Raw genomic sequence first — 25,737 nt, 5'->3', positions numbered from 1 at the left:
ACCGGCCCCACCTCGTGGGCCGGAATCTGCTACGCGCCGGTCTCTTTCGGGCCGAAATAGAACTGCTTCGACCAGCGCCGGAAGGCGGCGTACGCGTCGGCTTCCTGACCGGCGAACGGCGGGTGCTCGACGTAGCGCTGGTTCTCCCAGATCTTGAAATCCTGCCGGATCTGGCCCTTCTGGAAGGTGATCATCCGGCCGGAACGGCCGGTGGGCTCCGCGCCGTCGTCACCGGGCTCACGGGTCGCGGTGATCGTGTCGAACAGCTCGGAGTGCTCGGCGTCGACCGGGGTGGTGGCGGTCAGCTGCGAGGTGATGAAGTCACCGAGCTTGAACCGGGCATTGGACAGGCCCAGACCCCAGGCCTCGGTCTCGATCTCGCCCTCCATCTCGCCGTCGGGGGTCAGCCAGGTGGCCTTCTTGCCCGCGCCGAACAGGAAGCTGATCCGGGTGTGCAGGTAGTGTTCCTTCTCCTCCCACACGATCGAGTTGCCGCGGCGGCCCGCGCCGTGCACGTAGGGGAAGTGCTCGAAGTCGGGGGTGTTCTCCACCGGCGACTGCGGGATGATCTTCCGGATCCCGATGTGATCGGCGCCCTGCGGGAAGATCGGGTAGAAGTTCTCCTCGTCGAGGAATTCGGTGACACCCGGCCACTCCCAGAACGGCTCCCGGCCGAAGGCGTCGTACCAGGTCAGCATGAGACCGGCGACCTCGCGGGTCGGCCAGGCGCCGATCTTGACCCGGCGGTTGGCCTCCGGGTCGTACGGGATGGTCTCCAGGGCGCCGTCGCGCTTCCACAGCCAGCCGTGGAACGGGCATTCGATGCACTCGCCCTTGACCACGCCGCCGTGGCCCAGGTGCGCGCCCAGGTGCGCGCAGAACGCGTCCAGCAGGGACAACTCCCCGGTCTCGGTCCGGAACAGCACCAGTTCCTGATCGAAGTACTTGACCGGCTTCACCTCACCGCGGGCCAGCTCCGCCGAGTAGCCGATCTGGTACCAGCCGGTGGGAAAGACCTCGTATGGCCAATCTCGCATGATGTGTATCCCCTTACTGCACTTCAGTCGATCCATCGTAGTCGACCATCCGGTTGGGTACGAACGATTCGACCATACTCGACCGCGACGCCGAGCGGAAGTCGTAGCCAACCGCCTGTTCGATATCACGCCACGGTGCCACCCGGCAGCGCCGCCGCGAGCTCCGGGCGCGCCGCCAGGCCGCGTGCCGTCGCGCGCACCGTGGCGGCATCCGGCCCGAGGATGGCCAGCACCGCCAGCTCCCGCGCCGCCGCGCGGTCGGCGCCCACCACCACGAACAGCCGGGCCACCACCTCCGCCGCCGGATTGTGTTCCAGCACCGGGGGAACGACCCGGGCGACGTCGTCCGCGCCGAGCCAGTTCAGGATCACGCCGTCGGCCTCGCGGCCGGCCAGGCCCAGCATCCGTTCGCGCAGCGCGGCCAGCAGAATGCGCGGCCGATGCTCGGGTAATCGGCCCAGCCGGAAGCCGTCGACGTCGAAGCTGGGCGACCGGAAGGTGACCCGTTCCCCCTCGAAGGCCCGGTGCAGGAAGCGCAGCGTGTCCCGGACCCGTTGGTACGGGCGGACATACGGCACGCCGTGCCAGTCCCGCACCATCGTCTCGCTGGACGCCCCGAGCCCCAGATACACCGGCTGCGGGCTGGATTCGGCGAGCGCGAGCGCGTTCATGGCCAGCAGCGCGGGGCTGCGGGCGAACACCCCGGCGATCGAGGTGCCCACCCGCAGTTCCGGCCGGTGCAGTGCGGCCACGGTCAGCGGCGCGAAGGCGTCGAGGGCATTGATCTCGCTGGTCCACAGGTCGGTGTAACCGGCCGCGGCGAGTTCGTCCACCACGCCCGGCACCGCCGACAGCGGTTCGTCGGCCATCGGCAGCGTCATACCGAGCCGGTGCGGCGGAACTGTCATGGCGCCACGGTGTTCCATTCGGTGAATCCGGTGGGCGCGTGGCGGCCGAGCAGCGCGTGCTCGAACAGCCCCCAGCCCTCGGCGTCACCGCATCGGGCCTGTCCCACATGGTCGACGGCGCCGTCGCCGAACCGCGCGGCCACCGCCGGGTCGGCCAGATCGAAGCGGCTCGACAGCGACCAGTCCCGGCCGCGCCACTGGCCGTGCACCCATTCCGGGTCACGGCCGTAGCCGCAGCCCATGTGCAGCCCGATCCCGGTGTGCACCCGGATGTCGACCGTCAGCGGCTCACCGCCGGCGTCGGTCATCTCCATCCGTGCGGCCACCGGAACTCTTGTGCCGGAACGGTATTCGATGCGCACCCGGGGCCAGCCGAGCTGCTCGACGCGACCGTCGGGCCACACCCGCACCGCGTTGTTCAGGGTGCGGTGCCCGTCGGGGCCCTCCTGCACGATCACCACGATCGAGAAGTCGTCGAAGCGCAGCGGCACGTACAGCCACCACAGCCCGCCCGGCGGCTCGGAGGCGTTGCGCCCCGGCGGTTCCGGCTCGCCGACCCCGCGGATGCCCCAGGAGCGGTCCCGGTTCCCGGTCCAGCCCACCGGATCCACCGCCGATTCGATCCCGTCGGCGCGGATCGTGCCCGACCAGGTGCCGACCTGCACGAACCGCGAGGAGTCGATGACCACCCGGTTGCCCGACAGCAGCAGATGCGGCTCCTCCTGCACCGCCGGGAAGGCCCCGGTCCAGGTGAGGTCGAAGCCGAGATCCTCGTGCTCACAGACGATCCGCAGGCGCCGCAACGGTTCCAGCACCTCGATGTGGTAGCCGCCGACCCGCTGTTCCAGGCTGCGCTCGGTGAGCGCGTCGGAGAACCGCACCACCCGCTGATCGTCACCGCGCCGCAGGGCCGCGTAGGCGTCGACGACACCCAGATTCGGATAGACGCCGAGACCGGTGATCAGCAGGGTGCCGCCGGCACGGTCGTGGGCGTTGAAATAGCAGCGGTCGTAGAAGTTCCGGTCGCTGCTGCCGACCCGGCCCAGCGACAGCGGGGTCTGATGGATGGGGTATTCGTCCAGTGCGATGGGCGCGGCCATCGGTGTCCTTCCGTCCGCGGCGGCCGAGAATGTGTCCGGGCGATCAGAGGTCCGGCAGCGTGATGGCCTCGCCCGGCACGGTCCAGCCGGTGGGGTCCATGATCCGCGTCAGCTGTGCCGCGATGTCCTCGAGTGTGGCCTCGTGGTTGGTGTATCCGGTCGTCTCCACGATCATGTTGCGCGCGTAGCGGCCCGCCGAGGCGAAGAAGATCTCCCCGGTGACCTCGCAGGTCTCGTGGGACAGATAGGCCACCATCGGCGCGACCCGATCCGGCGACATCGCCGCGTGCATGTGCTCCGGCAGCAGGGCCGCGGTCATGTTCGTGGCCGCGCCGGGCGAGATCAGGTTGACCCTGATGCCGTTGCGGCCGCCCTCGGCCGCCAGTGTCCGGCCCAGCCCGATCAGCGCGGACTTCGCCGACGCGTAATTGGCCTGGCCCGGATTGCCGAACAGCCCGGCCACCGAGGTGGTCAGTACCACCCGGCCGTAGCCCTGCTCCCGCATCACCGGCCACGCCGCCTTGGTCGCGGCGAGGGTGCCGTACAGGTGCACCGCGTGCACCTCCGACAGTTCGGTGTCGCTCATCTTGGCGAACGACCGGTCCCGCAGGATGCCCGCGTTGTTGATCAGGATGTCGACCCGGCCGAACGCGTCCAGCGCGGTCCGCACCACCGCCGCCCCGGCGCCGGGTTCGGCGATCGATCCGTCGTGGGCCAGCACCGAGCCGCCCGCCTCGGCGAGTTCGGCGGCCACCCGGGCCGCCGGGGTCTGCCCGTTCTCGTCCTTGCGATCGATGTCGTTGGCCACCACGTGCGCGCCGCGCTCGGCCAGCAGCCGGGTGTAGGCCCGTCCGAGGCCACCCCCGGCGCCGGTGACGATGGCGACCCGGCCGTCGAAGCGTAGTTGATCCGTCAAGGGCACCTCCAGGCTTAACCCACCAATTGGTTGGGATTATGCCGAAACTATAGCCCACCACACAGTTGGGTTGATACCGTCACGCACGAGTGCGATGCCGCATCACGGTGTCGCGTCAGTTGGGCGGGTGAGCCATCCCCGCACTGCTCGGCAAGGAGGACCGCCGATGAGCAGCCCGAGTACGAGCCCGGCAGGGACCGACGACGCGCAGGCCGCGCTGTCGATATGGCAGGCCGATCGGCTCGATCGCATCCTGGACGAGTCGATCCCGCAGGTACTGGCCCGGCAGGCGGAATCCGCCGCCGACCGCCCGGCGCTGATCTGGTTCGACGGCGACGAGGTGAAGCAGCTGACCTTCGCGGAGCTGTCCCGGGCGGCGACCACGGTCGCGGGCGCCCTCGCCGCGGCCACCCGGCCCGGCGACCGGATCGCGGTGTGGTCCCGCAACAGCGTGGATTGGGTTGTGCTGCAATATGGTTGCGCACTGGCCGGATTGCTGGTCACCGGATTCAACACCGCCTGGACCGACCCCGAGGTCCGATACGCGATGGAACTGACCACGCCCGCACTGGTCTTCACCGGCACCGACCGCACCGGCGCCGACCTGGCCGCACGGGCGAGCGAATTGTGCGGGACCACACCGGTACTCGAACTGGCCACCGTGCGCGGCTGGGCCGAGCACGCGCCGCAGGCGGAGCTGCCGCGGGTGAAACCCACCGACCCGTTCCTGATCCAGTTCACCTCCGGCACCACCGGGCGGGCCAAGGGCGCGGTGCTCAGCCATCGTGCCCTGCTCAACGCCGCGCTCGCCCGGCTGGAGTACGACCTGCCGCGCGACGGCGAGATCTGGCTCAATCCCGTTCCGTACCACCATATCGGCGGCTTCTGCCACATCGTGCTGGGTGGGCTGCTGAAGCCCTGCGCGCTGGTGGTGATGGAGCGGTTCGACGCGGATCGGGTGGTCACCCTGCTGCGCCGGCGCATGGTCACCCGGCTCGGCGGCGTGCCGACGATGATCACCGACATCGTGAACCGGCTCGGCGGCGACGGCCGCGACCTCGGGCTGGTGTCGGTGGGTTCCGGCGGCGCGACGGTGACCCGCCATCTCATCGAGACCGTGCGCGAGGTGTTCGGCGCGGCGGTGACCGTCACCTACGGGCAGTCGGAATGCCCGACCGCCACCCACACCCCGCCCGACGCCGACGATCTCACCGTCTCCACCACGATCGGCCGTCCGGTGGCGGGTTCGGAGATCCGGATCGTCGATCCGGCCACCGATGCGCCGGTGCCGCTGGGCGAGATCGGCGAACTGCGGATCCGCTCGCCGTATCTGATGGACGGCTACTGGCGGATGCCGGACAAGACCGCCGAGACCATCGGCCCGGACGGCTTCCTGCACACCGGCGATCTGGCCTCCATGGACGCCGCGGGCTACCTGACCTTCCGGGGCCGGCAGCGGGACGTGATCATCCGCGGCGGCGAGAACGTCTACCCCGCCGAGGTGGAGGAGGTCCTGATCGCCCACCCCGGCATCGCCGACGTGGTACTGGTCGGCGTCGACGACGAACGCCTCGGCGAACGCGTTGCGGGCGTGGTGATCCGGGCCGCGGGATCGCGGGTCGGCGGCGACGAGCTGACCGACTATCTGCGGGAGCGGGTCGCGTACTTCAAGATCCCGAGCGCCTGGCATTTCGTCGACTCGCTGCCGATGACCGCCTCGGGGAAGGTCCAGCGCTTCCTGGTGCGGCAGAGCGTCAACGGCCGACCGGCACCGGGCACAGCGGCAACACCGCGAAAACCTCGCGGCCCCATCGAGATTGCGCAGGAGCAATGATGTCGACGAATCAGCACGGCAAGGCGATGGTCTTCTATCGCACCGAGGACCGGGTGAGCCTCGACGACGACGGCATGATGTCGCCGCCTGCCATCGACCCGTCCGTCTTCGAGGCCCACGACCTGGGCCCGATCAACGACGGCAGCCGGGTCACGGTGCTGTTCAAGGGTTCCGGCGGCCCGGACGCGTTCAGCCTCGTGCACGCCTGGTTCGGGCCGGGCTATCTGCTGCCGCGGCACAGTCATTCGGCGGACTGCCTGTACTACGTGGTGTCCGGGGAGATCGTCATGGGCAACCGGGTGCTGAAGGCCGGTGAGGGCTTCTTCATCGAATCCGATGCCGTCTACGCGTATTCGGCGGGCCCGGAGGGCGCCGAGGTGCTGGAGTTCCGCAACTCGACGTCGTTCGACATGAAGATCGCCGACCAGACGCCGCAGCGCTGGCAGCCGATCATCGACGCGGCCACCGCCAATCACGCCGCCTGGGTGGCGCCGGGCGGCCCGGCGGCGCCGCAGCCGGCCTGACCGCGGCGCCACCGGCCCGATCAGAGTTCGCCCGCGGCCAGTTGCGCGCGCAACCGGAACTTCTGGACCTTGCCGCTGGGCGTGCGCGGGAACTCGTCCACGGCGTGCAGCTCCTCCGGCCATTTCTGTTTGGCCAGACCGGCTTCGGCGAAATGATCGCGCAGTTGCGACATCGTCGGCGGCTCGTGGCCCGGCCGCAGCCGCACCACGGCCGCCGCGTGCTCGCCCAGCCGGGCGTCCGGGGCGGCCACCACCGCGGCCTCGGCGACGGCGGGCATGGCCAGCAGCGCCTCCTCCACCTCCAGCGCGCTGATGTTCTCGCCGCCGCGGATGATCACATCCGATTTCCGGTCGGTGATGCCGAGGTAGCCGTCGGCGTCCAGGATGCCGATATCGCCGGTGTGGTACCAGCCTTCGTCGTCGAACATCGTCGCGGTCAGCTCGTCGTCGACGTAGCCCAGGCACAGATCCGGTCCGCGGCTGAGGATCTCGCCGTCGTCGGCCAGCCGGATCTCCACCCCCGGCATGGGCACGCCGTCGGTGTAGAGCCGTTTGTCCTCCGGCGCGGTATATCTCGATCCGGTGATGGAGGGGTGCTCGGTGCTGCCGTACGAGCGGTACACGGTGACCCCGGCCGCCGCCAGCCGCGTGCTGACCGCCGCCGGGATCGAGGAGCCGCCCATCGGCGCGTACCGCAGCCGGCTCTGGTGTTCGGCGGTGAAGTCCGGGTGGTCCATCAGGCTGGTGAAGTAGTAGGGCACGCCGCCGCCGACGGTCAGCCCCTGTTCGAGCAGCCCCAGCATCTGCTCCGGATTCCAGGTGTCGACCAGGGTCACCGGGGTGCCGAGCAGCACCGGGATCAGGAAGGCGCTCAGCATGCCGATGAAGTGGCCGACCGGGGCCGCGGTCACCGAGGGCAGCTGATCGTGCGGGTGCATGCCCGCCAGCTGCCGCGTCTCACAGCCCAGCGACCGATGGGAGTGCAGCACGCCCTTGGGATTGCGCGTGGTGCCGGAGGTGAACGCGATCACCGCCGGCTGCCCCGGATCCACCGCGGCGACACCGGTCATCGGCTCGGCGGCGAACAGGTCGTCGAAGTCGTGGCCGACGACGCCGACGATCGGGACCCCGGCGCTCAGCTCGGGCTCGTACCGCAGCGGCCCGAACTCCGCGGCGGTGACGAACACCTTCGGCGCGGCCACCCGCAGGATGTATTCGAGTTCCCTGTGCCGGTAGAAGTGCACGATCGGCACCACCACCGCGCCGAGGAAGGCCGAGGCCCAGAACACCACGGCCGCCTCGGCCCAGTTGGGCAGCTGGAAGGCGACCACGTCACCGGGCTCGACCCCGCGGGCGCGCAGCCCGGCGGCCAGCCGCCGCGCCGACAGCTCGACCTCGGCCCAGGTACCCGCCCACGGCCGCACCGCCGAGTGCACCGTGAAGGTGGTGTCCGGGGCGGCGGCCAGGCCGCGCGCCAGCAGGTCACCGAGGGAGTCGCGAGTCCACCACCCCGCCGCCTCGTACCGGGAGACGATGTCCGGGGGTACCGTTCGTATCACCGCAGCTCCAGTCTGTCGATTCGAATCATCCTGTCCTCCAATACTTTCACCGATGGTTCAGCTTTTCGGTGCAATCTGCGGTATGGGCAACCGGAATCTCGTACTATTGTCGTCGTCATAATAGTCAACCAATTGGTTGGCCATGGCATTTGCCGCGAATCCCCGGAACGGGCTTCATGATTCAACACACTGGAGGCTGACCCATGGCCGGCGACGCTGATCGGGCCGCCGCGCCCGGCGCCCTGCGCCCACTCACCGAACTGGGCTACTACCTGCTGGCCGGGGCCGGAAGCGAGGGTCCCGCCGCACTGCCCGCGCAGGCCCGCCGCGGCGAGGAGCTCGGTTTCGGTACCGCGTTCCTGTCCGAGCGCTGGAACGTCAAGGAGGCGTCCTCCCTGGTCGGCGCCGCCTGCGCGGTCACCGAGCGGACGCAGATCGCCACCGCGGCCACCAACCACAACACCCGCCATCCGCTGATCACCGCCTCCTGGGCCACCACCCTGCACCGGTTGTCCGGCGGCCGGTTCACCCTCGGCATCGGCCGCGGCATCGCCGCGCTGTACGCCGCCTACGGCATTCCCGCGGTCACCACCGCGCAGATGGAGGACTGGGCGGGGGTGATGCGCCGGTTGTGGCGCGGGGAGGTGATCCTCGGGCACGACGGGCCGATGGGGAAGTATCCGGTCCTCGTCCTGGATCCGAGCTTCGACGAGCGGATCCCGCTCGGACTGGTGGCGTTCGGTCCCGACACCCTCGCCCTGGGCGGGCGCGCCTTCGACGATGTCGTCCTGCACACCTATTTCACCCCGGAGACGCTGCAACGCAGCGTCTCGATCGTCAAGACCGCGGCCGAGCAGGCCGGGCGTGACCCCGACGAGGTCCGGGTGTGGTCCTGCCTGGCCACCGTCGGCGACCACCTGCCGGAACCGGTCCGGCTGATGAAGACCGTCGGCCGGCTGGCCACCTATCTCACCGGCTACGGCGACCTGCTGGTGCGCACCAACGGCTGGGATCCGGCCGTGCTGCAACGGTTCCGGGAGGATCCGGTGGTCCGGTCGGTGCGGGGCGCGATCGACGCCGCGGCCACCACCGCGCAACTGGAGCACATCGCGGAGTTGATCCCCGGCGAATGGCTGCGCCACGCCGCCACCGGCACGGCCGCCCAGTGCGCCGACCGTATCCGCACCGAATTCGACCTCGGCGCCGACCGGGTGATCCTGCACGGCGCCTCCCCCGACGAACTCGAACCCGTCGTCGCGGCCTATCGCGCGGTCACCGGGAGTTCGGCGTGCGCATAGCCGATCTCGACGAGAAGTGGCTCGCCCGCGCCCTCGGACTGGACCCGGGCGCCGTGCACGACGTGCGCCACGCCCCGCTGGGCACCGGTCAGGTGGCCGACACCTATCGCGTGGAGTTCACCGTCGACGGCGAGGGCGAGCGCCGGGTGGTCCTCAAGGTCACCTCGGCCGACGAGACCAGTCTGCGCACCGGCGTGGCGGAGCAGAGCTATCTGCGCGAGGTGCGTTTCTACCAGCAGCTCGCACCGGCGCTCGGGGTCCGGGTCCCGATCTGCCGGCACGCCGAGATCTCCTCGGACGGCACGGATTTCGCACTGCTGATGGAGGACCTCTCGGCCTACCGCGCCGGTGACCAGCTGACCGGCTGCACACCGGAGGAGGCCGCGGTGGTGCTGTCGGAGGCGGCCGGGCTGCACGCCCCGCGCTGGGCCGATCCGGCGCTGCGGGACCTGGCGTGGCTGCCCGGCGGCCGCGGCACCCGCCCGGCCGCGGCGGTGGCGGCCATGAGCGCGGCGTTCCCGGTCTTCTGCCGCCGCTACGCCGATCTGCTGGACCCGGACACGATCGCCGTCGGCCGGCGGCTGTTCGACCACCTGCCCGAATACTTCGCCCGCCAGGCAGAGGGCCCGGACACCGTGCAGCACGGCGACTTCCGTCCCGACAACCTGCTGTTCGCCCCCGAGCCCGGCATCGTCGCGGTGGTGGACTGGCAGACGGTCGCCCGCGGGCCGGGCCTGCTGGACGTATCGTACTTCCTGGGCACGGCCCTGCCCGCCGACCAGCGCCGATCCACCGAACACGACCTGGTCCGCCACTACCACGACGAACTGTGCCGCCGCGGCGTCACCGGCTACCGCCTCGCGGACTGCCTGCGGGACTACACCAAATACGCCTTCCAGGGCTATTTCATCGGCGCCTTGGCCGCGATGGCGGTCAAACGTACCGAACGCGGCGACCGGATGTTCACCACCATGGTCCGCCGCTCCGCCGCCCAGGTACTCGAACTCGGCGCACAGCTGGGCTGAGCCGGGAATGCGGCGGCCGCCGATGATCGTGAGATCATCGGCGGCCGGTCGGCTCGGCGCTGAGCCGGTCAGCGGGGCTCGAGGTCAGAGCAGTTCGAGCACAGTGGCATTCGCCATGCCACCACCCTCGCACATGCTCTGCAAGCCGTAGCGGATCCCGTTGTCGACCATATGGTGGACCAGGCGGGTCATCAGGATGGCGCCGGAGCCGCCGAGGGGATGGCCGACCGCGATCGCGCCGCCGAGCGGGTTCAGACGGTCTGCGGCCGCACCGGTTTCGGCCTGCCAGGCCAGGGGCACCGAGGCGAATGCCTCGTTGATCTCGAAGGCGCCGATATCGCCGATCGACAGGTTCGCGCGCGACAACGCGGCGGCGGTGGCCGGGATCGGGCCGGTGAGCATGAGCACCGGATCGCTGCCGGCGACGGCGAAACTGTGCAGGCGTACCAGCGGTTTCAGGCCCAGCTGCGTCGCCTTCTCGCTGGTGGTGATCAGCAGCGCGCCGGCGCCGTCGGAAATCTGCGAGGAGTTGCCGGCGTGGATGACGCCGCCCTCCTGGAAGGCCGGCGGCAGCTTGCCCAGCGCCTCCAGCGTGGTGGTGCGGCGCAGGCCCTGATCGGCGGTCAGGCCGGTGCCCGGAATCTCCACGTACTGCGCGGCGAACGCGCCGCCGTCGATGGCCGCGGCCGCCAACTGGTGTGAGCGCAGCGAGAATTCGTCGAGTTGCTGCCGGGACAGGCCCCACTTTTCGGCGATCGCCTCCGCGCCGAGACCCTGATGCGGCGTGGTGGGATAGCGCTCGGTGAACAGCGGGCCGTACGGCTCGCCGAGGTCACCGGCGGTCACCGAACCCATCGGCACCACGCTCATCACCTCGGCCCCACCGGCCACCACCACGTCGGCCTGGCCGGACATCACCACGGCGGCCGCGAAATGCGCTGTCTGCTGCGAGGATCCGCACTGCCGGTCCAGGGTGGTGCCGGGCACCGACTCCGGCCAGCCCGCCGCGAGCACCGCGTTGCGGGCCATGTTGAGCGACTGCGGGCCCACCGGCTGCACGCAGCCCCAGATCACGTCGTCGACGACGGCCGGATCGATCCCGGTCCGCTCGGCCAGCGCGCGCAGCACATGCGCCGACAGGTCCACCGGGTGCACGGCCGCGTAGGCGCCGTTGCGCTTGCCGATCGGCGTGCGGACCGCACCGACGATCACTGCGTCTCTCATGACTTGCCTTCCTGTTCCGCCGCTCCGGCGGGGAGCTGGTCGAGCATCTCGACGATGCCGAGCCCCCGCCGCCCGTCCGAAGCGGTGAATTCGTATGCGGAATAACCGATCCGGGTGACCGAGCGGGTACCGTCCGGCGCGGTCGTGACATGCCGCAGCGGTACGAACCGCGCGGGCTGCCGGGCCACCCCGGTCACCACCAGACCCCCTGCGGCAGTGGTGAATTCGCAGGCGACCCGGTGGCCGAAACCGTCCTCGGTGCGGTCGACGGTGACCGCGGTCAGCTCGGCCTCGGCGGCGGCCCCGCCGGTGACCGCCGCCGCGCGCCGGGTGGTGACGCCGTCGCGGCGCGCGACCTCCAGCGCCATCACCGCCGAGCCGTCCTCGAAAGTCGCTGTCACCCAGCGGTAGAACAGCGGGCCGGACCAGTCGCGCGGCCCCCAGGAGTGGTCGCGCAGGCCGCCGCCGCGCACGGCGAGGGTCCGGTCCCCCACCCGCACGTCGCCGTCGAGCCGGATGAACTGCTCGTAGTGGCCGACCGCGAGCGAATCCTCCAGCACGTGCGAAGGATCGGTCCCGCTGGTGCCGAACGACACCCCGTGGCCGGTCACCGTCAGATCGACCGCGACCTCCTCGCGGGGTGCGGTCCGCAACGCGGTACCCGGATCGGCGAGCACCCGCGGATCCTCGAACGCCGCCATCCGCCCGGCGAAGCTCAGCCGCTGCCGCCGATGTGGTTCCAGCACCTCGATCCGCACGCCGCCGACGGCGAGTTCGTCCGCGGAGATCGCCGTCGTGCGCTCGAAGAAGAACAGTGCCGGCCCGTCCGGGACGAAGATCAGCGCGGTGGCCTGTCCGGACGGCTGGTTCTGCTGCATCGCCACCCGCAGGAAACCGACCACACCCGACTCGCCCGCGAAGTTGTAGTAGGTGCTCTCGTTGTAGGCCGGATCGTCGTCCGGAGCATGCCGGTACTCGTGTTCCGGCGCGAGGGCCTCGGTGAACATGGAGTGCGCGGAGGCGGTCACAGCCTGCCCTTCAGTTCTGCTGCGGCAGCAGCACCGGTTTCACGGTGTCACCCTTGCGCGCATCGGCCTCGGCGAGATCGATGTCGGCCAGCGGATAGGTCTTGATCAGCTTCTCGAAGGGGAACTTCCCGCGCTGCCACAGGTCGATCAGGCGCGGCACGAAGGTCTGTGGCACCGCGCCGCCCTCCAGCAGATACGACAGCGACCGGCCGCCACCGAGCAGCAGCGGATTGATCCGCAGCTCCTCGAAACCGATACCGACCAACCCGAGGAAACCCCGGATGGCCAGCGAGCTCAACGCGGTGACGGCCACCCCGGGCACCCCGGTGGTGTCGAAGGCGTAGTTCACTCCGCCGCGGGTGCGGTCCTTGATCTTCTCGGCGATCTCCGGATCGGCGCCGTCGTAGGTGACGGTCGCACCGAGTTCGGCGGCCAGTTCCCGGCGTCCGGGGTTCAGGTCGACCGCGATGATCTCCGACGCGCCCGCGACCGCGGCGGCCATCACCGCCGACAGCCCGACCGCGCCGGCGCCGAAGACCGCGATGCTGTCACCGGCGCGCACGTTCATCGCCAGCAGCACCGAGGCCGCGCCGGTCTGGATCCCGCACCCGAGCGGGGCGAGGATCTCCAGCGGCAGCTCCTTGTCGACGGGCACCACATTGCGCGCGGTGGCCACCGCGTGCCCGGCGAAGCTGCCCTGGCCGAACCAGCGGTTCGCCACCGATTCCCCGGCGGCCGAGGTCGCCCCCGCGCTGCCGTCCAGCCGCAGCCCGGAGGTGTTGGCCTGGTCGAAATGCTGACAGTAGGCCGGTTCGCCGGTATGGCAGCGCGCGCAGTGACCGCACGATTCGAAGCTGAGGACGACATGGTCGCCGGGGGCGATCCCGGTGATGCCGCGGCCGACCGCCTCCACGACACCCGCGCCCTCGTGGCCGAGCACCATCGGCACCGGGAAGATCGGGATCAGCCGGGGGATGAGATCGGTGTGGCACATCCCGGCGCCGACGATCCGGACCAATAATTCGTCGTCGCGGGGTTCCCCCAGTTCGATGTCCTCGAGGCTGTAGGGCGCAGCCGGATCTCGCAACAGGGCGGCTCGGGTTCGCATGTTGTCCTCATCCAGGTCCTCGTCGACACGGTGACACCACCTCGCGGTAGCCCACCACTTGGTTGGTTAAGAACGGTATCAGCCCGCACCGGCGAGCGCTACCACGAATCGGCTCCGGCGGCGCTCGGGAATGACCCCCGATCATGCTTATAATCGACCAAGTGGTTGGGTAAGATGCTGTCCGACCGCTCCGACGGGCGCACTGACCGTCACTTCTCGTCGACCGGCCGTCGCGCCGATCGCGACCAGGCGAAAGGACGCCGGATGCTCTACCCCGGCACATATGCCGACCGCACCCCCGCACGGATCGCGGCGGTGCTGGCCGACACGGGCGAAACCCTGACCTACGGCGAGCTCGAGGACCGCTCGGTCCGGCTGGCGAACACACTGCGCGCCGCGGGCCTGCGTCCCGGCGACTGCGTCGCCCTGCTCACCGAGAACAATCTGCGCGCGTTCGAGGTCTATTGGGCGGCACTGCGTTCCGGTTTCTACATCACCGCGATCAACCGGTCGCTGACCCCGCCGGAGACCGCGTACATCGTCGACGATTCCGGCGCCGCCGCGCTGATCGTCTCCGGCGCCACCCCCGAGATCACCGCCACCGCCGAGACCCTCGCCACCATGACCCCCGGGGTCCGGCTGCGACTGGCCTTCGACGGCCCGGTCGCCGGCTACGACTCCTACGAGGACACCCTCGCGGCGGCCTCGCCGGTCCGCCCGGACGATCAGCCGCACGGCATGCCGATGCTGTATTCCTCCGGGACCACCGGCTTCCCGAAGGGGGTGCAGCCGCCGTTGCCGCCGTACCGGATCGGCGATGTGCGCGGCGAGCCCATGCTCCGGATGGTGAACGCCTCCTTCGGTATCGACGAGAACACCGTGTACCTGTCGCCCGCGCCGATCTACCACGCCGCACCGCTGCGCTGGTCGGCGTGCGTGCAGGGCCACGGCGGCACGGTCGTCATGCTGCGCAGGTTCGACGCCGCGGCCGTGCTCGCGGCGATCGCGAAGTATCGGGTCACGCACGGTCAGTTCGTGCCGACCATGCTGGTCCGCCTGCTCCAGTTGCCCGGCGAGGTGCGCGCCGCCGCCGACGTGTCCTCGCTGCGCTGCGCCATCCATGCCGCCGCGCCCTGCCCGGTCGAGGTGAAGCAGCGGATGATCGACTGGTGGGGCCCGATCCTCACCGAGTACTACTCGAACACCGAGGGCACCTGCATGACCATGGTGGACAGCGCCGATTGGCTGAAACACCCCGGTACGGTGGGCCGTTCGATCATCGGCACCCTGCACGTCTGCGACGACACCGGCGCGGAACTGCCGCCCGGCCAGGTCGGCGCCCTGTACGGCGAGCGCGACACCGTGCCCTTCGTCTACCACAACGATCCCGGTAAGAGCGCCGCCGCCCAGCATCCCGACCATCCCACCTGGACCACCGCGGGCGATGTCGGCTACCTCGACGAGGACGGCTTCCTCTACCTCACCGACCGCAAGGCGTTCACCATCATCTCCGGCGGCGTGAACATCTACCCGCAGGAGATCGAGAACGCGCTGACCCTGCATCCGGCCATCCACGACATCGCCGTGATCGGCCTGCCGCACGCCGACCTCGGTGAGGCCGTCACCGCCTTCGTGCAACCGGCCGCGGGCGTGACTCCCGGCCCGGAACTGGCCGAGCAGATCCTCGATTTCGCCCGCGAGCGCATCGCCCGCTTCAAAATGCCGCGCGCGGTCCACTTCGTCGACGAACTCCCCCGCACCGAGACCGGGAAGCTGATCAAACGCGAACTGCGCCAACGGTACGCACCCCAGTCCTGACCCGGAACCCAGAAGGACCTGATCGATGACCACCGTAGACAGCGCCGTCCTCGTCGAACGCGAGGCCGGGATCGCGCGGATCACCCTCGCCCGCCCCGACCGCCGCAACGCGCTCGGTGTCGGCGATTTCGCGGATCTGCACCGCGCGCTGGCCGAGATCGCCGCCTCCGCCGAGGACCGGGCGGTGATCCTCACCGGTTCCGGCCGCGCGTTCTGCGCGGGCGCCGACCTCAGCGACGTCGTCCCCGACGCCGCCACCGCCGCGATCATGCGCCCGATCAACGAGGCCGTCCGGGCCCTGCACCGGCTGCCGCAACCGTGTATCGCGGCCGTCAACGGGCCCGCCGTCGGCGCGGGGATGAGCCTGGCGCTGGGCTGTGATCTGGTGATCGCCGCCGACACCGCGAGTTTCGCGCAGATCTTCGTCAAGCGCGCCCTGTCCCCCGACACCGGCAGTTCGTGGCTGCTGCCCCGGCTGGTCGGGCTGCACACCGCCAAACGCCTGGCCCTGCTCGGCGATCTGATCACCGCCGAGCAGGCCCGTGACCTGGGCCTGGTCACCGAGATCGTGCCCGCCGACACTCTGCTCGACACCGCCGCCGACTACGCCCGCCGCCTGGCCGCCGGCCCGCCGATCGCCCTGGCCCTCACCAAACAGCTGCTCAACGCCGCCTTCACCACCGGTTTCGACGACGCACTCGACGCCGAGACCGCGGCCAACGCGGTGAACGTCGGCACCGCCGACATGGCCGAGGCGTTCGCCGCGTTCCGGGAGAAACGCACCCCCGAATTCCGCGGCCGCTGACCGACGACCCCAGAGAGGTGATCATGTCCAGCCCACCCCTGAGCCCGTACTGGCAGTCCTGGAGCGACCGCGCCCGCACCCGGGCGGCCGCCGGATGGCCCGAGATGATCGACGGCCTGCGCGCACTCCAGGACGAGGTGGCCGCCACCAGCCCGCCGCCGGCGGTGGTGGATGCCGTCGGCGCCCTGATGGATCAGGCCCGCGCCCTGTTGTCCGCGCACCGCGTCGACAGCGCCGACCAGCTCTTCGGCCGCTTCTTCGAAATCCCCGGGCGCGGACAGACTCTCGCGCCGCCGCTGTACATCGTCGACGCCGGTGCGCACCACCTCACCTGCGAGACGACCTTCGGCCCCTTCCATTCCGGCCACGCCGCCGCGCACGGCGGTGCGATCGCGCTGTTCTTCGACGAGGTCTTCGGCCGCCTGGTCGACGCCGGCGACCGCCCGCCGTCGCGGACTGCCTACCTGCACCTGGACTACCGCAGCGTGACCCCCATCGACGAACCGGTCACCCTGCACGCCGAGATCGTGCACGAGGCCGACCGCAAACGCGAGGTGGCAGGCGTTCTCCGGCGCGGCAACCGGATCTGCGCCGAGGGCCGGGGGCTGTTCGTGGCACTCCGTCCGGACCGCGGCCGATCCACCGCGTAACCCACCGCAGGACAGGTTCCCACCTGCGGAATCATCGTAGTTGATCCTTACCGTAACAAATTACCGTAAGGTGGACACGCCATCGGTCCGGCAGCTCCGCCGCGGACCGGTGGCAGCGGTGACGGGAAGGACGACCGTGAAGCAGACGACGGGTCCCACCCGCACGCCCCGGCGGCAGCGCCGCGAGCGCGGCTCGATCTCCGCCGACCAGATCGTCAGCGGCGCTTACGAACTGGCCGCGGAGATTTCGGTGGAGAAGCTCAGCATGCCCGCCCTCGCCAAACGCCTCGACGTCGGAATCACCAGCCTCTACTGGTATTTCCGCAGCAAGGACCAGTTGCTGGAGGCCATGACCGACCTCGCGCTGGAACAGTACGAGATAGCGCTGCCCTTCACCGGCGACGGCGCCTGGGACGAACGCCTGCGCAGCCACTTCCGCGAGATGCGCGACCTGTTCCGCAAGAACCCGGTCCTGTGCGATCTGCTGATCGTGCGCACCGGCTACGGCGACCACCCCAGCAGCATCGCCTTCGAGCGGCTGGAAGCCGTCATCGAAACCCTGGTGACCGCGGGATTCACCCCCGAGGCCGCCCTCGACACCTATTTCTCCCTGGCCGCCCACAGCCGCGGCATCGCCATGCTGGAACGCAAGGAAAGCCTCGACACCGCCGCCCACCCCCTCCCGAAGACCAACCCCATCAACCCCGAAACCATGCCGCTGCTGGCCGAATTGGCCCGCCACGGCTACTCCCTCAGCATCCTCCAGGACCGCACCTTCGAAGCCGGTCTGGAGGCCCTGATCGACCGCGCCCGCCGCGTCCTGCACACGGCCTCGAAATCCCCTGGACCACAGGCGGGTTGACGGGCCACAATGCCACCGTGGACATCGAGATCACCACCGGCTACACCCCCGGCCCCGAACTCGATCCCACCCTGGCGGTTCAGGACACGAACGTCTACGGAAGAGTGTTCGACGCCCCCGGCCTCCCGCAATTGGCCCAGGAGTTCGCCCGGTCCGGCTGGGCGGTACGCAAATCCTCCTGGACCGAATACGAAGTCCGTTGCGCCTGGGCAGAACTCGACTTCTTCCGCACGGGCGACGACACCGTCTTCCACGGTGTCCTGGACCCGGCCCGCGCCGCCGACCTCCAGACCTTCTTCGCCGCACACGGCATGTCGTGCAGCCTCGAGTGGGCCTGAGACGCTGTCGCCGTACCGATCACAGCGGCCGCGCGCCGCATGCAGAATTCGAACGCCGAAACCGACGACCGGCTCCACCCGCTGCGGCAGGTCCCGAAATGGACCTGGCCGGAACCCGAGTGAGAGCCGGTTCGGCATCTCATCGCCGAGGAGGTCGGCCAGGGGGCGTCGGCGCGGCGCGCCTTCACGGGTGACTCCCGTGTTCGAGGTAGAGCGGGGAGCCGCCGGCGAGGAGGCTCTCGGCGGTCTCCCGTACTCGCCGCGCCAACCGTGCGACCGTGACATTCTCCAGGTCCGTCAGTTCGACGTAGCGGGCCGCCAGCAGTTCGCCGTCGGGAAAGCGGAGCGCGTCGGCGTCGAGCCCGTGCAGGGCCGGATCGGCGAACAGGAACAACAGTTTGTCGCCCTCGCTGTCGTCGGGGGCCCAATCCACCGCGGCGAATCGCAGCCCATGCGCGTCGAGCCCGATCTCCTCCCGGATCTCGCGCCGGCAGGCCGCTCCCGGCGATTCGCCGGGCTCGGCATATCCGCCGGGGATCTCCCAGTGGTCCTTGTAGGAAGGGCGAACCATCAGGACGGATCGGCCGCGCAGGATCAGTACGCCGGAGGCCACCCGGGGTGTCGCCACCGCGAAATCCGGTGCCGCGGTGCGGGTCCGCCGACCGAGGCGGGTCAGGAGGCGGTGCAGCGCCTCGGTCGTCCTGCGGCCGGGGTGGTTCACGGGAGGGCGCGCAGGGTGGGGCGGTCGGTGGATGAGGGGTGGACGGTGTCGAGGGTGTCGAGGGTTTCGGAGGACGGTGGGGCGCAGAGCTGGGCGACGAGGGCGTCGAGCAGCTGGCTGACATGGAAGGCGTACGGGGGGACGCTCAGGTCGAGGGTGCGCATGCGGTGGCGGGAGGCGGACAGGTACACGCAGACGGAGGAGGCCTGCTGGATGCGCAGGTCGCGCAGGGGTTGCGGGATATCGGGGAGCAGGGCGCCGGCGCGGGCGTAGTAGTCGCGTTCCATCTGCTGGTGGGCCTCGGGGAAGCGGCCGAGCAGGCGCACGTCGTGCAGCAGCTGTTCGAGGAACGGCAGGTAGTAGCAGTCCCGGTCCTCGGCGAGCTCGATGAGCGGTAACTGGTGCGCCTCGACGACACGCCGCAGGTCGGCGGGCGGGGTTCGGGCGACGAGCAGCGCGCGGCGGCGGGTGAGGTCGTCGAGGCGGCTGGTCAGGATGGCCTCGATCAGCCCTTCCTTGGATCCGAAGTGGTAGTGCACCGCCGACTTGTTGGCCATGCCGGCCTCGCTGCCGATCCGGCGCAGCGGCACGCCGTCGAGTCCGTGCACCGCGAACAGTCGTTCGGCGGTCAGGATCAGCTGCTGCTTGGCCGAGCGGTTGGCGGGGGCCACGGACGCGGTCATGCCCTCATCAAACCACTCTGGACAACCGTAAGTCCCGTGACTTACAGTTCGGTAGATCACATTAATTTTCGGAAGCCAGGTGAACGGCCTCCGGAGGATCTCCCGATTCCGGATCGCAGCATCGAGAAAGAGGACTGGTCATGACGGGACTGCAAGGACGCGTCGCGTTCATCACCGGCGCCGCACGGGGCCAGGGTCGTGCCCACGCGGTACGGCTGGCACGCGAAGGCGCGGACATCATCGGCGTGGACATCTGCGCGGACATCGCGTCGATGACCTACCCGAACGCCACCGAGGAGGATCTGGCCGAGACCGAGCGCCTGGTCGCGAAGGAGGGCCGGCGGATGGTGGCGCGCAAGGCCGATGTCCGTGACTACCACGGACTTCGGGCGGCGTTCGAGGACGGCTACCGGGAGTTCGGCCGGGTCGACATCGTCATCGCGAACGCGGGCATCATCCGGCTCGGGGAGGAGGTGGACTTCCTGTCCGAATGGCAGGACGTGATCGACACCAACCTCACCGGCGTCTTCCACACCGTGCGCGCGGCGCTGCCGGAACTGCGGGCGGGCGGGCGTGGCGGCTCGATCGTGATCACCAGTTCGACCGCCGGACTCAAGGCGACACCGTCGATGAACGCCAGCGGCAGCGCCTATACCTCGGCCAAGCGCGGCCTGGTCGGCCTGATGCAGGGTCTCGCGGGATATCTTGCGCCGGAATGGATTCGGGTGAACACCATCCACCCGACCGGGGTGGCCAGCGGGATGACCACGAACCCGGCCATGAACGCGCTGATGGAGCAGGCCGCCGCCGGCGGGCAGAACTCGATCTCCGGTATGCAGAACGCGCTGCCGCTGCCGATCCTGCAACCGGAGGACATCGCCAACGCGGTCGCCTTCCTGGTCTCCGACGAGGCGAAATTCATCACCGGCATCGCCTGGCCGCTGGACGCGGGCTTCACCGTCCTCTGACCTGTCGCGGTCACCGGCCCGATCGGCCGCCGCCGCGAATACGCGCGGCATTCCCGCGCCGCGAACACCCGCGGCACCCCTGTTGTGAGGATGAGATGACAGAAAACCCCAGTGCACCCGGCCGGGTCGCCGGTAAACGCGTGCTGATCACCGGTGCCGCGCGCGGCATGGGCCGCAGTCACGCCGTCCGGCTCGCCGAGGAAGGCGCCGACGTCGTCCTGGTCGACATCTGCCGATCCCTGCCCGAACTCGAATACCCGCTGTCCTCGCCCGAGGATCTCGCCGAAACCGCCCGCCTGGTCGAGAAACTCGACCGGCGGGCGATCACCGCCGTGGTCGACATCCGCGACGCCGACGCGCTGGCGGCGGCGGTCAACGACGCGGTCGAGCAGCTGGGCGGCCTGGACGCCGCGGTATCCAATGCCGGTGTGCTGACCGCGGGCACCTGGGACACCACGACCGCCGAGCAGTGGCGCACCGTCGTCGACGTGAACCTGATCGGTACCTGGAACACCTGCGCGGCGGCGCTGCCGCATCTGCTCGAGCGCGGCGGCAGCCTGGTCAACATCAGTTCGGCGGCCGGGCTGAAGGGCACCCCGCTGCACACGCCCTACACCGCCGCCAAGCACGGTGTCGTCGGGCTGAGCCGGGCCCTGGCCAATGAGCTCGCCGCACAGAGCATCCGGGTCAATACTGTGCATCCGACCGGGGTCGCGACCGGCATGGCGCCGGCCTCACTGCACGCACTGCTGGTCGAGCAGCGGCCCGACCTCGCGCCCCTGTTCGGCAACGCGCTGCCGATCACGATGACCGAGGCCCGTGATATCAGCAACGCGGTGCTGTACCTGGTGTCCGACGAGTCCCGCCACGTGACCGGCACCGAACTGAAAGTCGATGCGGGAGTGACACTGCGATGACAGCGGAACACATGGATACGCGAAACGGCAACGGCCGGGCCCCGGCCGCACGCTCGGAACGAGGGCGGCACGAGTTCCGCGATGTGATGACCTTCGACGCGCCGCCGGACACCAGCCCGGCGACGGCGAACGGGTTGATCGACTTCGTCTTCGCCGAGATCTGGACGCGGCCGGGACTGAGCCGCCGGGACCGCCGTTTCGTCACCCTGCCGTGCGTCGCCGACGCCGACGCCGAACAGCCGCTGATCGAGCACGTGTACGCGGCGCTCAACAGCGGTGACCTCTCGATCGTCGAAATGCGGGAAACCGTCCTGCATTTCGCGGTCTACGCGGGCTGGCCGAAGGCGTCGCGATTCAACGGCATCGTCGACGCGCAGTGGGCCCGTATCCACCGTGAACGCGGCCTGGACGTGCCCGCCCCCGCACCGCTGCTGCCGCTGACCACCGCCGCCGATCCCGAACAGCGCCTCGCCGGTGGCGTGGCGGCGTTCAAGGAGATCAACCGCCTGGACTTCGCACCGGATCGCGACAACCCGTTCCAGGGCGCGGGCATCCTGAATTTCGTCTTCGGTGAGATGTGGGTACGCCCGGGACTCGGGATGAAGGAGCGGCGGCTGATCACCGTCGCCTGCGTCGCCTTCCAGGACGCCCCCACCCCGATCATGTCCCACGTCTACGCCGCGCTCGAGAGCCGGGAGGTCTCGTTCACCGAAATGGACGAGCTGGCACTGCACTTCGCCGCCTACTGCGGATGGCCCAAGGCGTCGCACCTGAATCAGGTTGTCGCCGAACAGAAAGCGCGCGTCCTCGGGGAATGGCGCGCCGCCACCGACTCCACCGCACGGGAGCACTGATGACCCTCTCCACTGCGCCGCTGTCGCTGCCCGACGCCCTGCACATCGCCGGCGAGCGGATCACCGAGACCTCGGCAGGCAGCTACGAGCACATCTTCCCCGGAACCGGGCGGCCGAACGGCACCGTCCCGCTGGCCGGGCGGGCCGAGATCGACCGGGCCGTCGAGTCCGGCCGGCTCGCGCAGCGGGAATGGCTGGCCCTCGGCGCCGACCGCCGCCGCGACCTGCTGATCGCGCTCGCCGACGCGGTCGCCGCCCGCGCCGCCGAATTCACCCGGCTCAACGTCGCCGACTACGCCGTGCCGGTGTCGTTCGCGGGCAATGCCGTTCTCCTGGAACGATTCCTGCGGCACTTCGCCGGATACGTGGACAAACCGCACGGGCTGAGCACTCCGGTCTCCGGATCGGCGGATGTCAATCTGGTCGAACGCGAGCCCTACGGGGTCATGGGTGTCATCGCACCCTGGAACGGGCCGATGGTGGTCGCGGGCGCGTGTGTGGCGCCCGCGCTGGCCGCGGGCAACGCCGTGGTGTTCAAGGCCTCCCCGCAGGCGCCGTTCGCTCCGCTGCGCTTCGGTGAACTGTGCACCGAGGTGGGCCTGCCACCCGGACTGGTGAACGTGGTCACCGGCCACGCCGAGACCGGCGACGCGCTCGTGCGCCATCCCGGCATCGGCAAGATCCACTTCACCGGCGGCGTCGAGACGGCCCGCACGATCATCCGCACCGCCGCGGCGAATCTGACCCCGGTGGTCGCCGAACTCGGCGGCAAGTCGGCCAACATCATCTTCGCCGACGCCGATCTCGATCTCGCGGCACAGCTGTCGGCCCATCAGGGACCGCTCACCCAATCCGGGCAGAGCTGCGCCTGCGCCAGCCGCATCCTGGTCCACGATTCGGTCTACGACGCGTTCCTGGAGAAGTTCCTCGCGGTGGTCGAATCCGCGAAGGTCGGCGATCCCTACGATCCTGCCGTGGCGGTCGGGCCCGTCGTGAGCGCTCAGGCCGCCGATCGCATCCTCGCCGCGATCGACGACGCCGTCGGCGCCGGCGCGGGCGAACTGCTCACCGGCGGACATCGGCTCGGCGGCGACCTGGCCGACGGTTATTACCTGGAGCCCACCGTGTTCGGCGGGGTCGACAACCGTTGCGCCCTGGCCCAGATCGAAACCTTCGGCCCGGTCGTGTCGGTCATGCGATTCACCGACGAGGACGAGGCGATCCGGATCGCCAACGACACCCCCTACGGCCTCAACGCCTTCGTGCAGACGACGAATCTCGCGCGCGCCCATCGCGTCTCACGACAACTGGAGGCGGGTTCGGTGTGGGTCAACAAATACAGCGACATCAGCCCGCAAGGCCCCTACGGCGGTTACAAACACAGCGGCTACGGCCGCACCGGCGGTCTGGACGGCCTCTACGAATTCCTGCGGATCAAGAACATTCGCATCGGACTGGGCTGATCGCGGCCCTCAGCCGACCAGATCCATCACCCCGCGCGGATCCCACGGCATCGGGCCGGTCGGGAAGCCGCACCGGACCATCCGGTGCGGCGGGGCCACCTCGAGGTGCACGACCACCGGCGGCAGGAATCCGCCGAGCATCTTCTCCAGCATCGAGTTCAGGCCGGTGAGCCGGGGCCGCAACCGGACCTGCCAGCACTCGATCGGGCCGGCCGGGACGTCGACGACGGTGCGGCGCTCCACCTTCGCGCTCACCGGCAGATGCACCGAGAAGGCCAGCCACAGCGCGATATCCGCCTCGGCGCCCTCGGTGAGGTCCAGGCCGCGCAACAGGGTCAGCCCGCCCGCCAGCGGCATCAGATCGGCGGGGAAGGGCGCGATCCCGGCGCCGATCTGCATGTGCGAGACGTCGAGGAAGGTGGCCTCCTCGCGGCTGACCACCGTGGCGCCCGAACGGGTTTCGGCGCGATAGTCGGCGGCCCGCAGCAGGCCGCCGGTGCGCCGGAAGTGCTGCTCCACGGTGACGGTGAAGTCGCCCGCGCTCAGCTGGACCACCGACAGGTAGCCCTGCCGGTCGTGGCCGATCACGCTGACCAGGTCCAGCGCGGGCGGCTGGTCACCGATCCCGACGGCGTACACGGATTTCTCGCCGTCGGGTATCCGCGGATCGCGGAAGACGGTGCCGCTCACCGGTCCTCCTCCCCCGCGGCGGCGGCGAAGACCGCCGCCAGCCGGGCGACATAGCGTTCCACGGAATCGTGCGCCACCGGGGTGTCCGGGTAGATGACGCTCAGCGTGGTCCGCGCCGCCAGCCGGTTGATCCAGATCAGCACCTGTTCGGAGGCAGCGCGATTGGTGTAGAGCCCGCACGAAGCGGTGTCGAAGAACTCGTTGCCGAGCAATTCCCGGGCGTCGACGTAGGAGATCATCGGGCAGGCCCAGCCCGGACTCAGGTCCAGATCGGAGTCGGCGGGCAGCAGTTCGACCACCCGCTGCAACGAGGTGGCGGTCAGGCGCAGCCCGTTCTCGTAGGCGTGCTGCGCGCGCGTGACCACCCGGTCGAAGGAGGTGCGCAGACCCAGCGGGAACGCCACCGGCAGCAAGGTCACGTACCAGCCGACCGAGGCGCGCTGCTCGGCGGTGCTGCGGGTGGTCACCGGGGTCATGCCGAAGTAGTAGTCGCTGTCGGCGAGTTCGTGTTCGGCCAGGGCCGCCGCGGCGAAGACGCCGCCGACGAATTCCGCGCCGTTGGCCCGGCACCGCCGCTCGAAACGCGCGGCGGTGTCCTCGTCGAACAGCGTCACCGTGCGGTGCGCGCTGCGGTTGTAGATGTCGCCGCGCCTGCCCAGATCCAGTGGGAACGACGGCAGGCTGCCGCCGTTGCCGCGAATCAGCTCCAGCCACTTGCGAACTCCGGCGGAATTCAGCGACATCTGGCCGGTGTAGGCCCGTTCGGCGGTGCAGTAGTCGAGATAGCCCGCCGCGGGGGTCAATACGTCCGGCGTCTGATCCCACACCTCGCGGGCGTAGAGCAGCGCGAGATCGAATCCCGACAGGTACTGGCCGAATCCGTCGGTGTGCAGGTGATCGACCGCGAGGTAGAGGGTGGTCGACTCCTCGCGCTCTATCACGCCGAAGGTGAAGCAGTCCCAGTCGAACGGCCCGGGGGTGGTCTTCTGCACGTGGTCGCGGACCGTGGGCGGATCGTCGACCCAGCCGTATTCGACCGGGACGAAGTCCACGTCCGCCTCGGGCACCAGATGCCGTTCGATCGCACCGCCCGCCGCGAGCCGGAACCAGGTGCGGAAGGTGTCGTGCCGCAGCAGGAATGCGTTGACCGCCCGGGTCATCGCGGCCCGGTCCAGGTCACCGGCCGGGATCTCGGCGGTCACCAGGCACAGGCCCGAGTACCGGAACTCCGCCGCGGCGTGCTGGGCGGCCAGCCGCAGATACTGCTCCTGCTGATGTGACGGCGGGGCCGGGTGCACCGGCGCGGATCGGGCCCGCGCCACCGACTCGGGTGACGCCACCCAGCTGGTCAGCCGGCCCGGCGCCGGCTCCCATTCGTCGATCAGGCCGAAATCGACCATGACGCCA

Annotated in this window: 25 protein-coding genes; 13 read left to right on the top strand and 12 right to left on the bottom strand. The window is 70.0% G+C overall.

Going from position 1 to position 25,737, the window contains the following annotated elements:
- Positions 1-29: 29 nt before the first annotated feature.
- From LBW94_RS31170 to LBW94_RS31155, 4 genes are all read right to left on the bottom strand, one after another.
- Positions 30-1,037, bottom strand: coding sequence for a Rieske 2Fe-2S domain-containing protein (locus tag LBW94_RS31170; protein ID WP_225061897.1), 1,008 nt, complete (start codon positions 1,035-1,037; stop codon positions 30-32).
- Positions 1,038-1,162: 125 nt separating this feature from the next.
- Positions 1,163-1,945: an LLM class flavin-dependent oxidoreductase gene (locus LBW94_RS31165; RefSeq protein ID WP_225061898.1), complete on the bottom strand. Its 783-nt coding sequence runs from the start codon at positions 1,943-1,945 to the stop codon at positions 1,163-1,165.
- The gene (locus LBW94_RS31160; RefSeq protein WP_225061899.1) at positions 1,942-3,045 is read right to left on the bottom strand and encodes a hypothetical protein; all 1,104 of its coding nucleotides are present in this window, start codon (positions 3,043-3,045) and stop codon (positions 1,942-1,944) included. Before LBW94_RS31160 ends, LBW94_RS31165 begins: the two co-directional genes overlap by 4 nt.
- A 43-nt stretch (positions 3,046-3,088) precedes the next feature.
- The gene (locus tag LBW94_RS31155) at positions 3,089-3,961 is read right to left on the bottom strand and encodes an SDR family NAD(P)-dependent oxidoreductase (RefSeq protein ID WP_225061900.1); all 873 of its coding nucleotides are present in this window, start codon (positions 3,959-3,961) and stop codon (positions 3,089-3,091) included.
- A 166-nt stretch (positions 3,962-4,127) separates the two neighbouring features.
- On the opposite strand from LBW94_RS31155, the gene LBW94_RS31150 reads away from it, so the two are divergent.
- Both LBW94_RS31150 and LBW94_RS31145 read left to right on the top strand, forming a co-directional pair.
- On the top strand, positions 4,128-5,795 hold the full coding sequence (locus LBW94_RS31150; RefSeq protein ID WP_225061901.1) for a class I adenylate-forming enzyme family protein: 1,668 nt from the start codon (positions 4,128-4,130) through the stop codon (positions 5,793-5,795).
- Positions 5,795-6,319 carry a cupin domain-containing protein gene (locus LBW94_RS31145; protein WP_225061902.1) on the top strand — a complete coding sequence of 175 codons (525 nt, stop codon included), beginning with the start codon at positions 5,795-5,797 and terminating at the stop codon, positions 6,317-6,319. The genes LBW94_RS31150 and LBW94_RS31145 overlap by 1 nt, the downstream gene beginning before the upstream one ends.
- Before the next feature lie 20 nt (positions 6,320-6,339).
- Here LBW94_RS31145 and LBW94_RS31140 read toward each other — a convergent pair whose 3' ends face one another.
- Positions 6,340-7,875, bottom strand: a complete 1,536-nt coding sequence (locus tag LBW94_RS31140; protein WP_225061922.1) for an AMP-binding protein — start codon at positions 7,873-7,875, stop codon at positions 6,340-6,342.
- Between the two features lie 206 nt (positions 7,876-8,081).
- On the opposite strand from LBW94_RS31140, the gene LBW94_RS31135 reads away from it, so the two are divergent.
- Entirely contained in the window at positions 8,082-9,176 is a 1,095-nt protein-coding gene (locus LBW94_RS31135; RefSeq protein ID WP_225061903.1) for a TIGR03857 family LLM class F420-dependent oxidoreductase, read from the top strand.
- Entirely contained in the window at positions 9,167-10,201 is a 1,035-nt protein-coding gene (locus tag LBW94_RS31130; RefSeq protein WP_225061904.1) for a phosphotransferase family protein, read from the top strand. The genes LBW94_RS31135 and LBW94_RS31130 overlap by 10 nt, the downstream gene beginning before the upstream one ends.
- Before the next feature lie 84 nt (positions 10,202-10,285).
- On the opposite strand, the gene LBW94_RS31125 is transcribed toward LBW94_RS31130, so the two are convergent.
- From LBW94_RS31125 to LBW94_RS31115, 3 genes are read right to left on the bottom strand one after another with little or no spacing between them, the layout of a single operon-like run.
- The gene (locus LBW94_RS31125; RefSeq protein WP_225061905.1) at positions 10,286-11,425 is read right to left on the bottom strand and encodes a thiolase family protein; all 1,140 of its coding nucleotides are present in this window, start codon (positions 11,423-11,425) and stop codon (positions 10,286-10,288) included.
- Entirely contained in the window at positions 11,422-12,453 is a 1,032-nt protein-coding gene (locus tag LBW94_RS31120; RefSeq protein WP_225061906.1) for a hypothetical protein, read from the bottom strand. The genes LBW94_RS31125 and LBW94_RS31120 overlap by 4 nt, the downstream gene beginning before the upstream one ends.
- Before the next feature lie 10 nt (positions 12,454-12,463).
- Positions 12,464-13,561 carry an NAD(P)-dependent alcohol dehydrogenase gene (locus LBW94_RS31115; RefSeq protein WP_225061907.1) on the bottom strand — a complete coding sequence of 366 codons (1,098 nt, stop codon included), beginning with the start codon at positions 13,559-13,561 and terminating at the stop codon, positions 12,464-12,466.
- A gap of 264 nt (positions 13,562-13,825) precedes the next feature.
- On the opposite strand from LBW94_RS31115, the gene LBW94_RS31110 reads away from it, so the two are divergent.
- The 5 genes from LBW94_RS31110 (at position 13,826) to LBW94_RS31090 (ending at position 18,034) form a co-directional block, all read left to right on the top strand.
- Positions 13,826-15,379, top strand: coding sequence for an acyl-CoA synthetase (locus LBW94_RS31110; RefSeq protein ID WP_225061908.1), 1,554 nt, complete (start codon positions 13,826-13,828; stop codon positions 15,377-15,379).
- Between the two features lie 25 nt (positions 15,380-15,404).
- A complete protein-coding gene (locus tag LBW94_RS31105; protein ID WP_225061909.1) occupies positions 15,405-16,184 on the top strand; it encodes an enoyl-CoA hydratase/isomerase family protein in 780 nt (259 codons plus the stop codon).
- Positions 16,185-16,207: 23 nt separating this feature from the next.
- Positions 16,208-16,834: a hotdog domain-containing protein gene (locus LBW94_RS31100; protein WP_225061910.1), complete on the top strand. Its 627-nt coding sequence runs from the start codon at positions 16,208-16,210 to the stop codon at positions 16,832-16,834.
- A 136-nt stretch (positions 16,835-16,970) separates the two neighbouring features.
- Positions 16,971-17,696 carry a TetR/AcrR family transcriptional regulator gene (locus LBW94_RS31095; protein ID WP_225061911.1) on the top strand — a complete coding sequence of 242 codons (726 nt, stop codon included), beginning with the start codon at positions 16,971-16,973 and terminating at the stop codon, positions 17,694-17,696.
- A 17-nt stretch (positions 17,697-17,713) separates the two neighbouring features.
- Positions 17,714-18,034: a hypothetical protein gene (locus LBW94_RS31090; RefSeq protein ID WP_225061912.1), complete on the top strand. Its 321-nt coding sequence runs from the start codon at positions 17,714-17,716 to the stop codon at positions 18,032-18,034.
- 184 nt (positions 18,035-18,218) lie between these two features.
- Here the strand turns inward: LBW94_RS31090 and LBW94_RS31085 are convergent, their stop codons facing one another.
- Complete coding sequence (locus LBW94_RS31085) at positions 18,219-18,662, bottom strand: NUDIX domain-containing protein (RefSeq protein ID WP_225061913.1); 444 nt, start codon at positions 18,660-18,662, stop codon at positions 18,219-18,221.
- Between the two features lie 89 nt (positions 18,663-18,751).
- The gene (locus LBW94_RS31080; protein WP_225061914.1) at positions 18,752-19,438 is read right to left on the bottom strand and encodes a TetR/AcrR family transcriptional regulator; all 687 of its coding nucleotides are present in this window, start codon (positions 19,436-19,438) and stop codon (positions 18,752-18,754) included.
- Positions 19,439-19,578: 140 nt separating this feature from the next.
- Here LBW94_RS31080 and LBW94_RS31075 point away from each other — a divergent pair, with 140 nt between their 5' ends.
- The 4 genes from LBW94_RS31075 to LBW94_RS31060 all read left to right on the top strand — a co-directional run bounded on the left by LBW94_RS31075 (position 19,579) and on the right by LBW94_RS31060 (position 23,640).
- A complete protein-coding gene (locus tag LBW94_RS31075; protein ID WP_225061915.1) occupies positions 19,579-20,406 on the top strand; it encodes a mycofactocin-coupled SDR family oxidoreductase in 828 nt (275 codons plus the stop codon).
- 95 nt (positions 20,407-20,501) lie between these two features.
- Positions 20,502-21,323 carry a mycofactocin-coupled SDR family oxidoreductase gene (locus LBW94_RS31070; protein ID WP_225061916.1) on the top strand — a complete coding sequence of 274 codons (822 nt, stop codon included), beginning with the start codon at positions 20,502-20,504 and terminating at the stop codon, positions 21,321-21,323.
- Positions 21,324-21,334: 11 nt separating this feature from the next.
- Positions 21,335-22,177, top strand: a complete 843-nt coding sequence (locus tag LBW94_RS31065; RefSeq protein WP_225061917.1) for a carboxymuconolactone decarboxylase family protein — start codon at positions 21,335-21,337, stop codon at positions 22,175-22,177.
- The gene (locus LBW94_RS31060) at positions 22,177-23,640 is read left to right on the top strand and encodes an aldehyde dehydrogenase family protein (RefSeq protein ID WP_225061918.1); all 1,464 of its coding nucleotides are present in this window, start codon (positions 22,177-22,179) and stop codon (positions 23,638-23,640) included. Before LBW94_RS31065 ends, LBW94_RS31060 begins: the two co-directional genes overlap by 1 nt.
- A 9-nt stretch (positions 23,641-23,649) precedes the next feature.
- Here the strand turns inward: LBW94_RS31060 and LBW94_RS31055 are convergent, their stop codons facing one another.
- Complete coding sequence (locus LBW94_RS31055; RefSeq protein WP_225061919.1) at positions 23,650-24,330, bottom strand: hypothetical protein; 681 nt, start codon at positions 24,328-24,330, stop codon at positions 23,650-23,652.
- Positions 24,327-25,730 (bottom strand): condensation domain-containing protein, encoded by a 1,404-nt coding sequence (locus tag LBW94_RS31050; RefSeq protein ID WP_225061920.1) that lies wholly within the window; start codon positions 25,728-25,730, stop codon positions 24,327-24,329. The genes LBW94_RS31055 and LBW94_RS31050 overlap by 4 nt, the downstream gene beginning before the upstream one ends.
- Positions 25,731-25,737: the final 7 nt, after the last annotated feature.

Source organism: Nocardia sp. alder85J, from assembly GCF_020176955.2.
Classification (GTDB): Bacteria; Actinomycetota; Actinomycetes; order Mycobacteriales; family Mycobacteriaceae; genus Nocardia.
The sequence above is the reverse complement of the archived record's forward strand: the minus strand, read 5'-3'. Positions and strand labels throughout refer to the sequence as shown.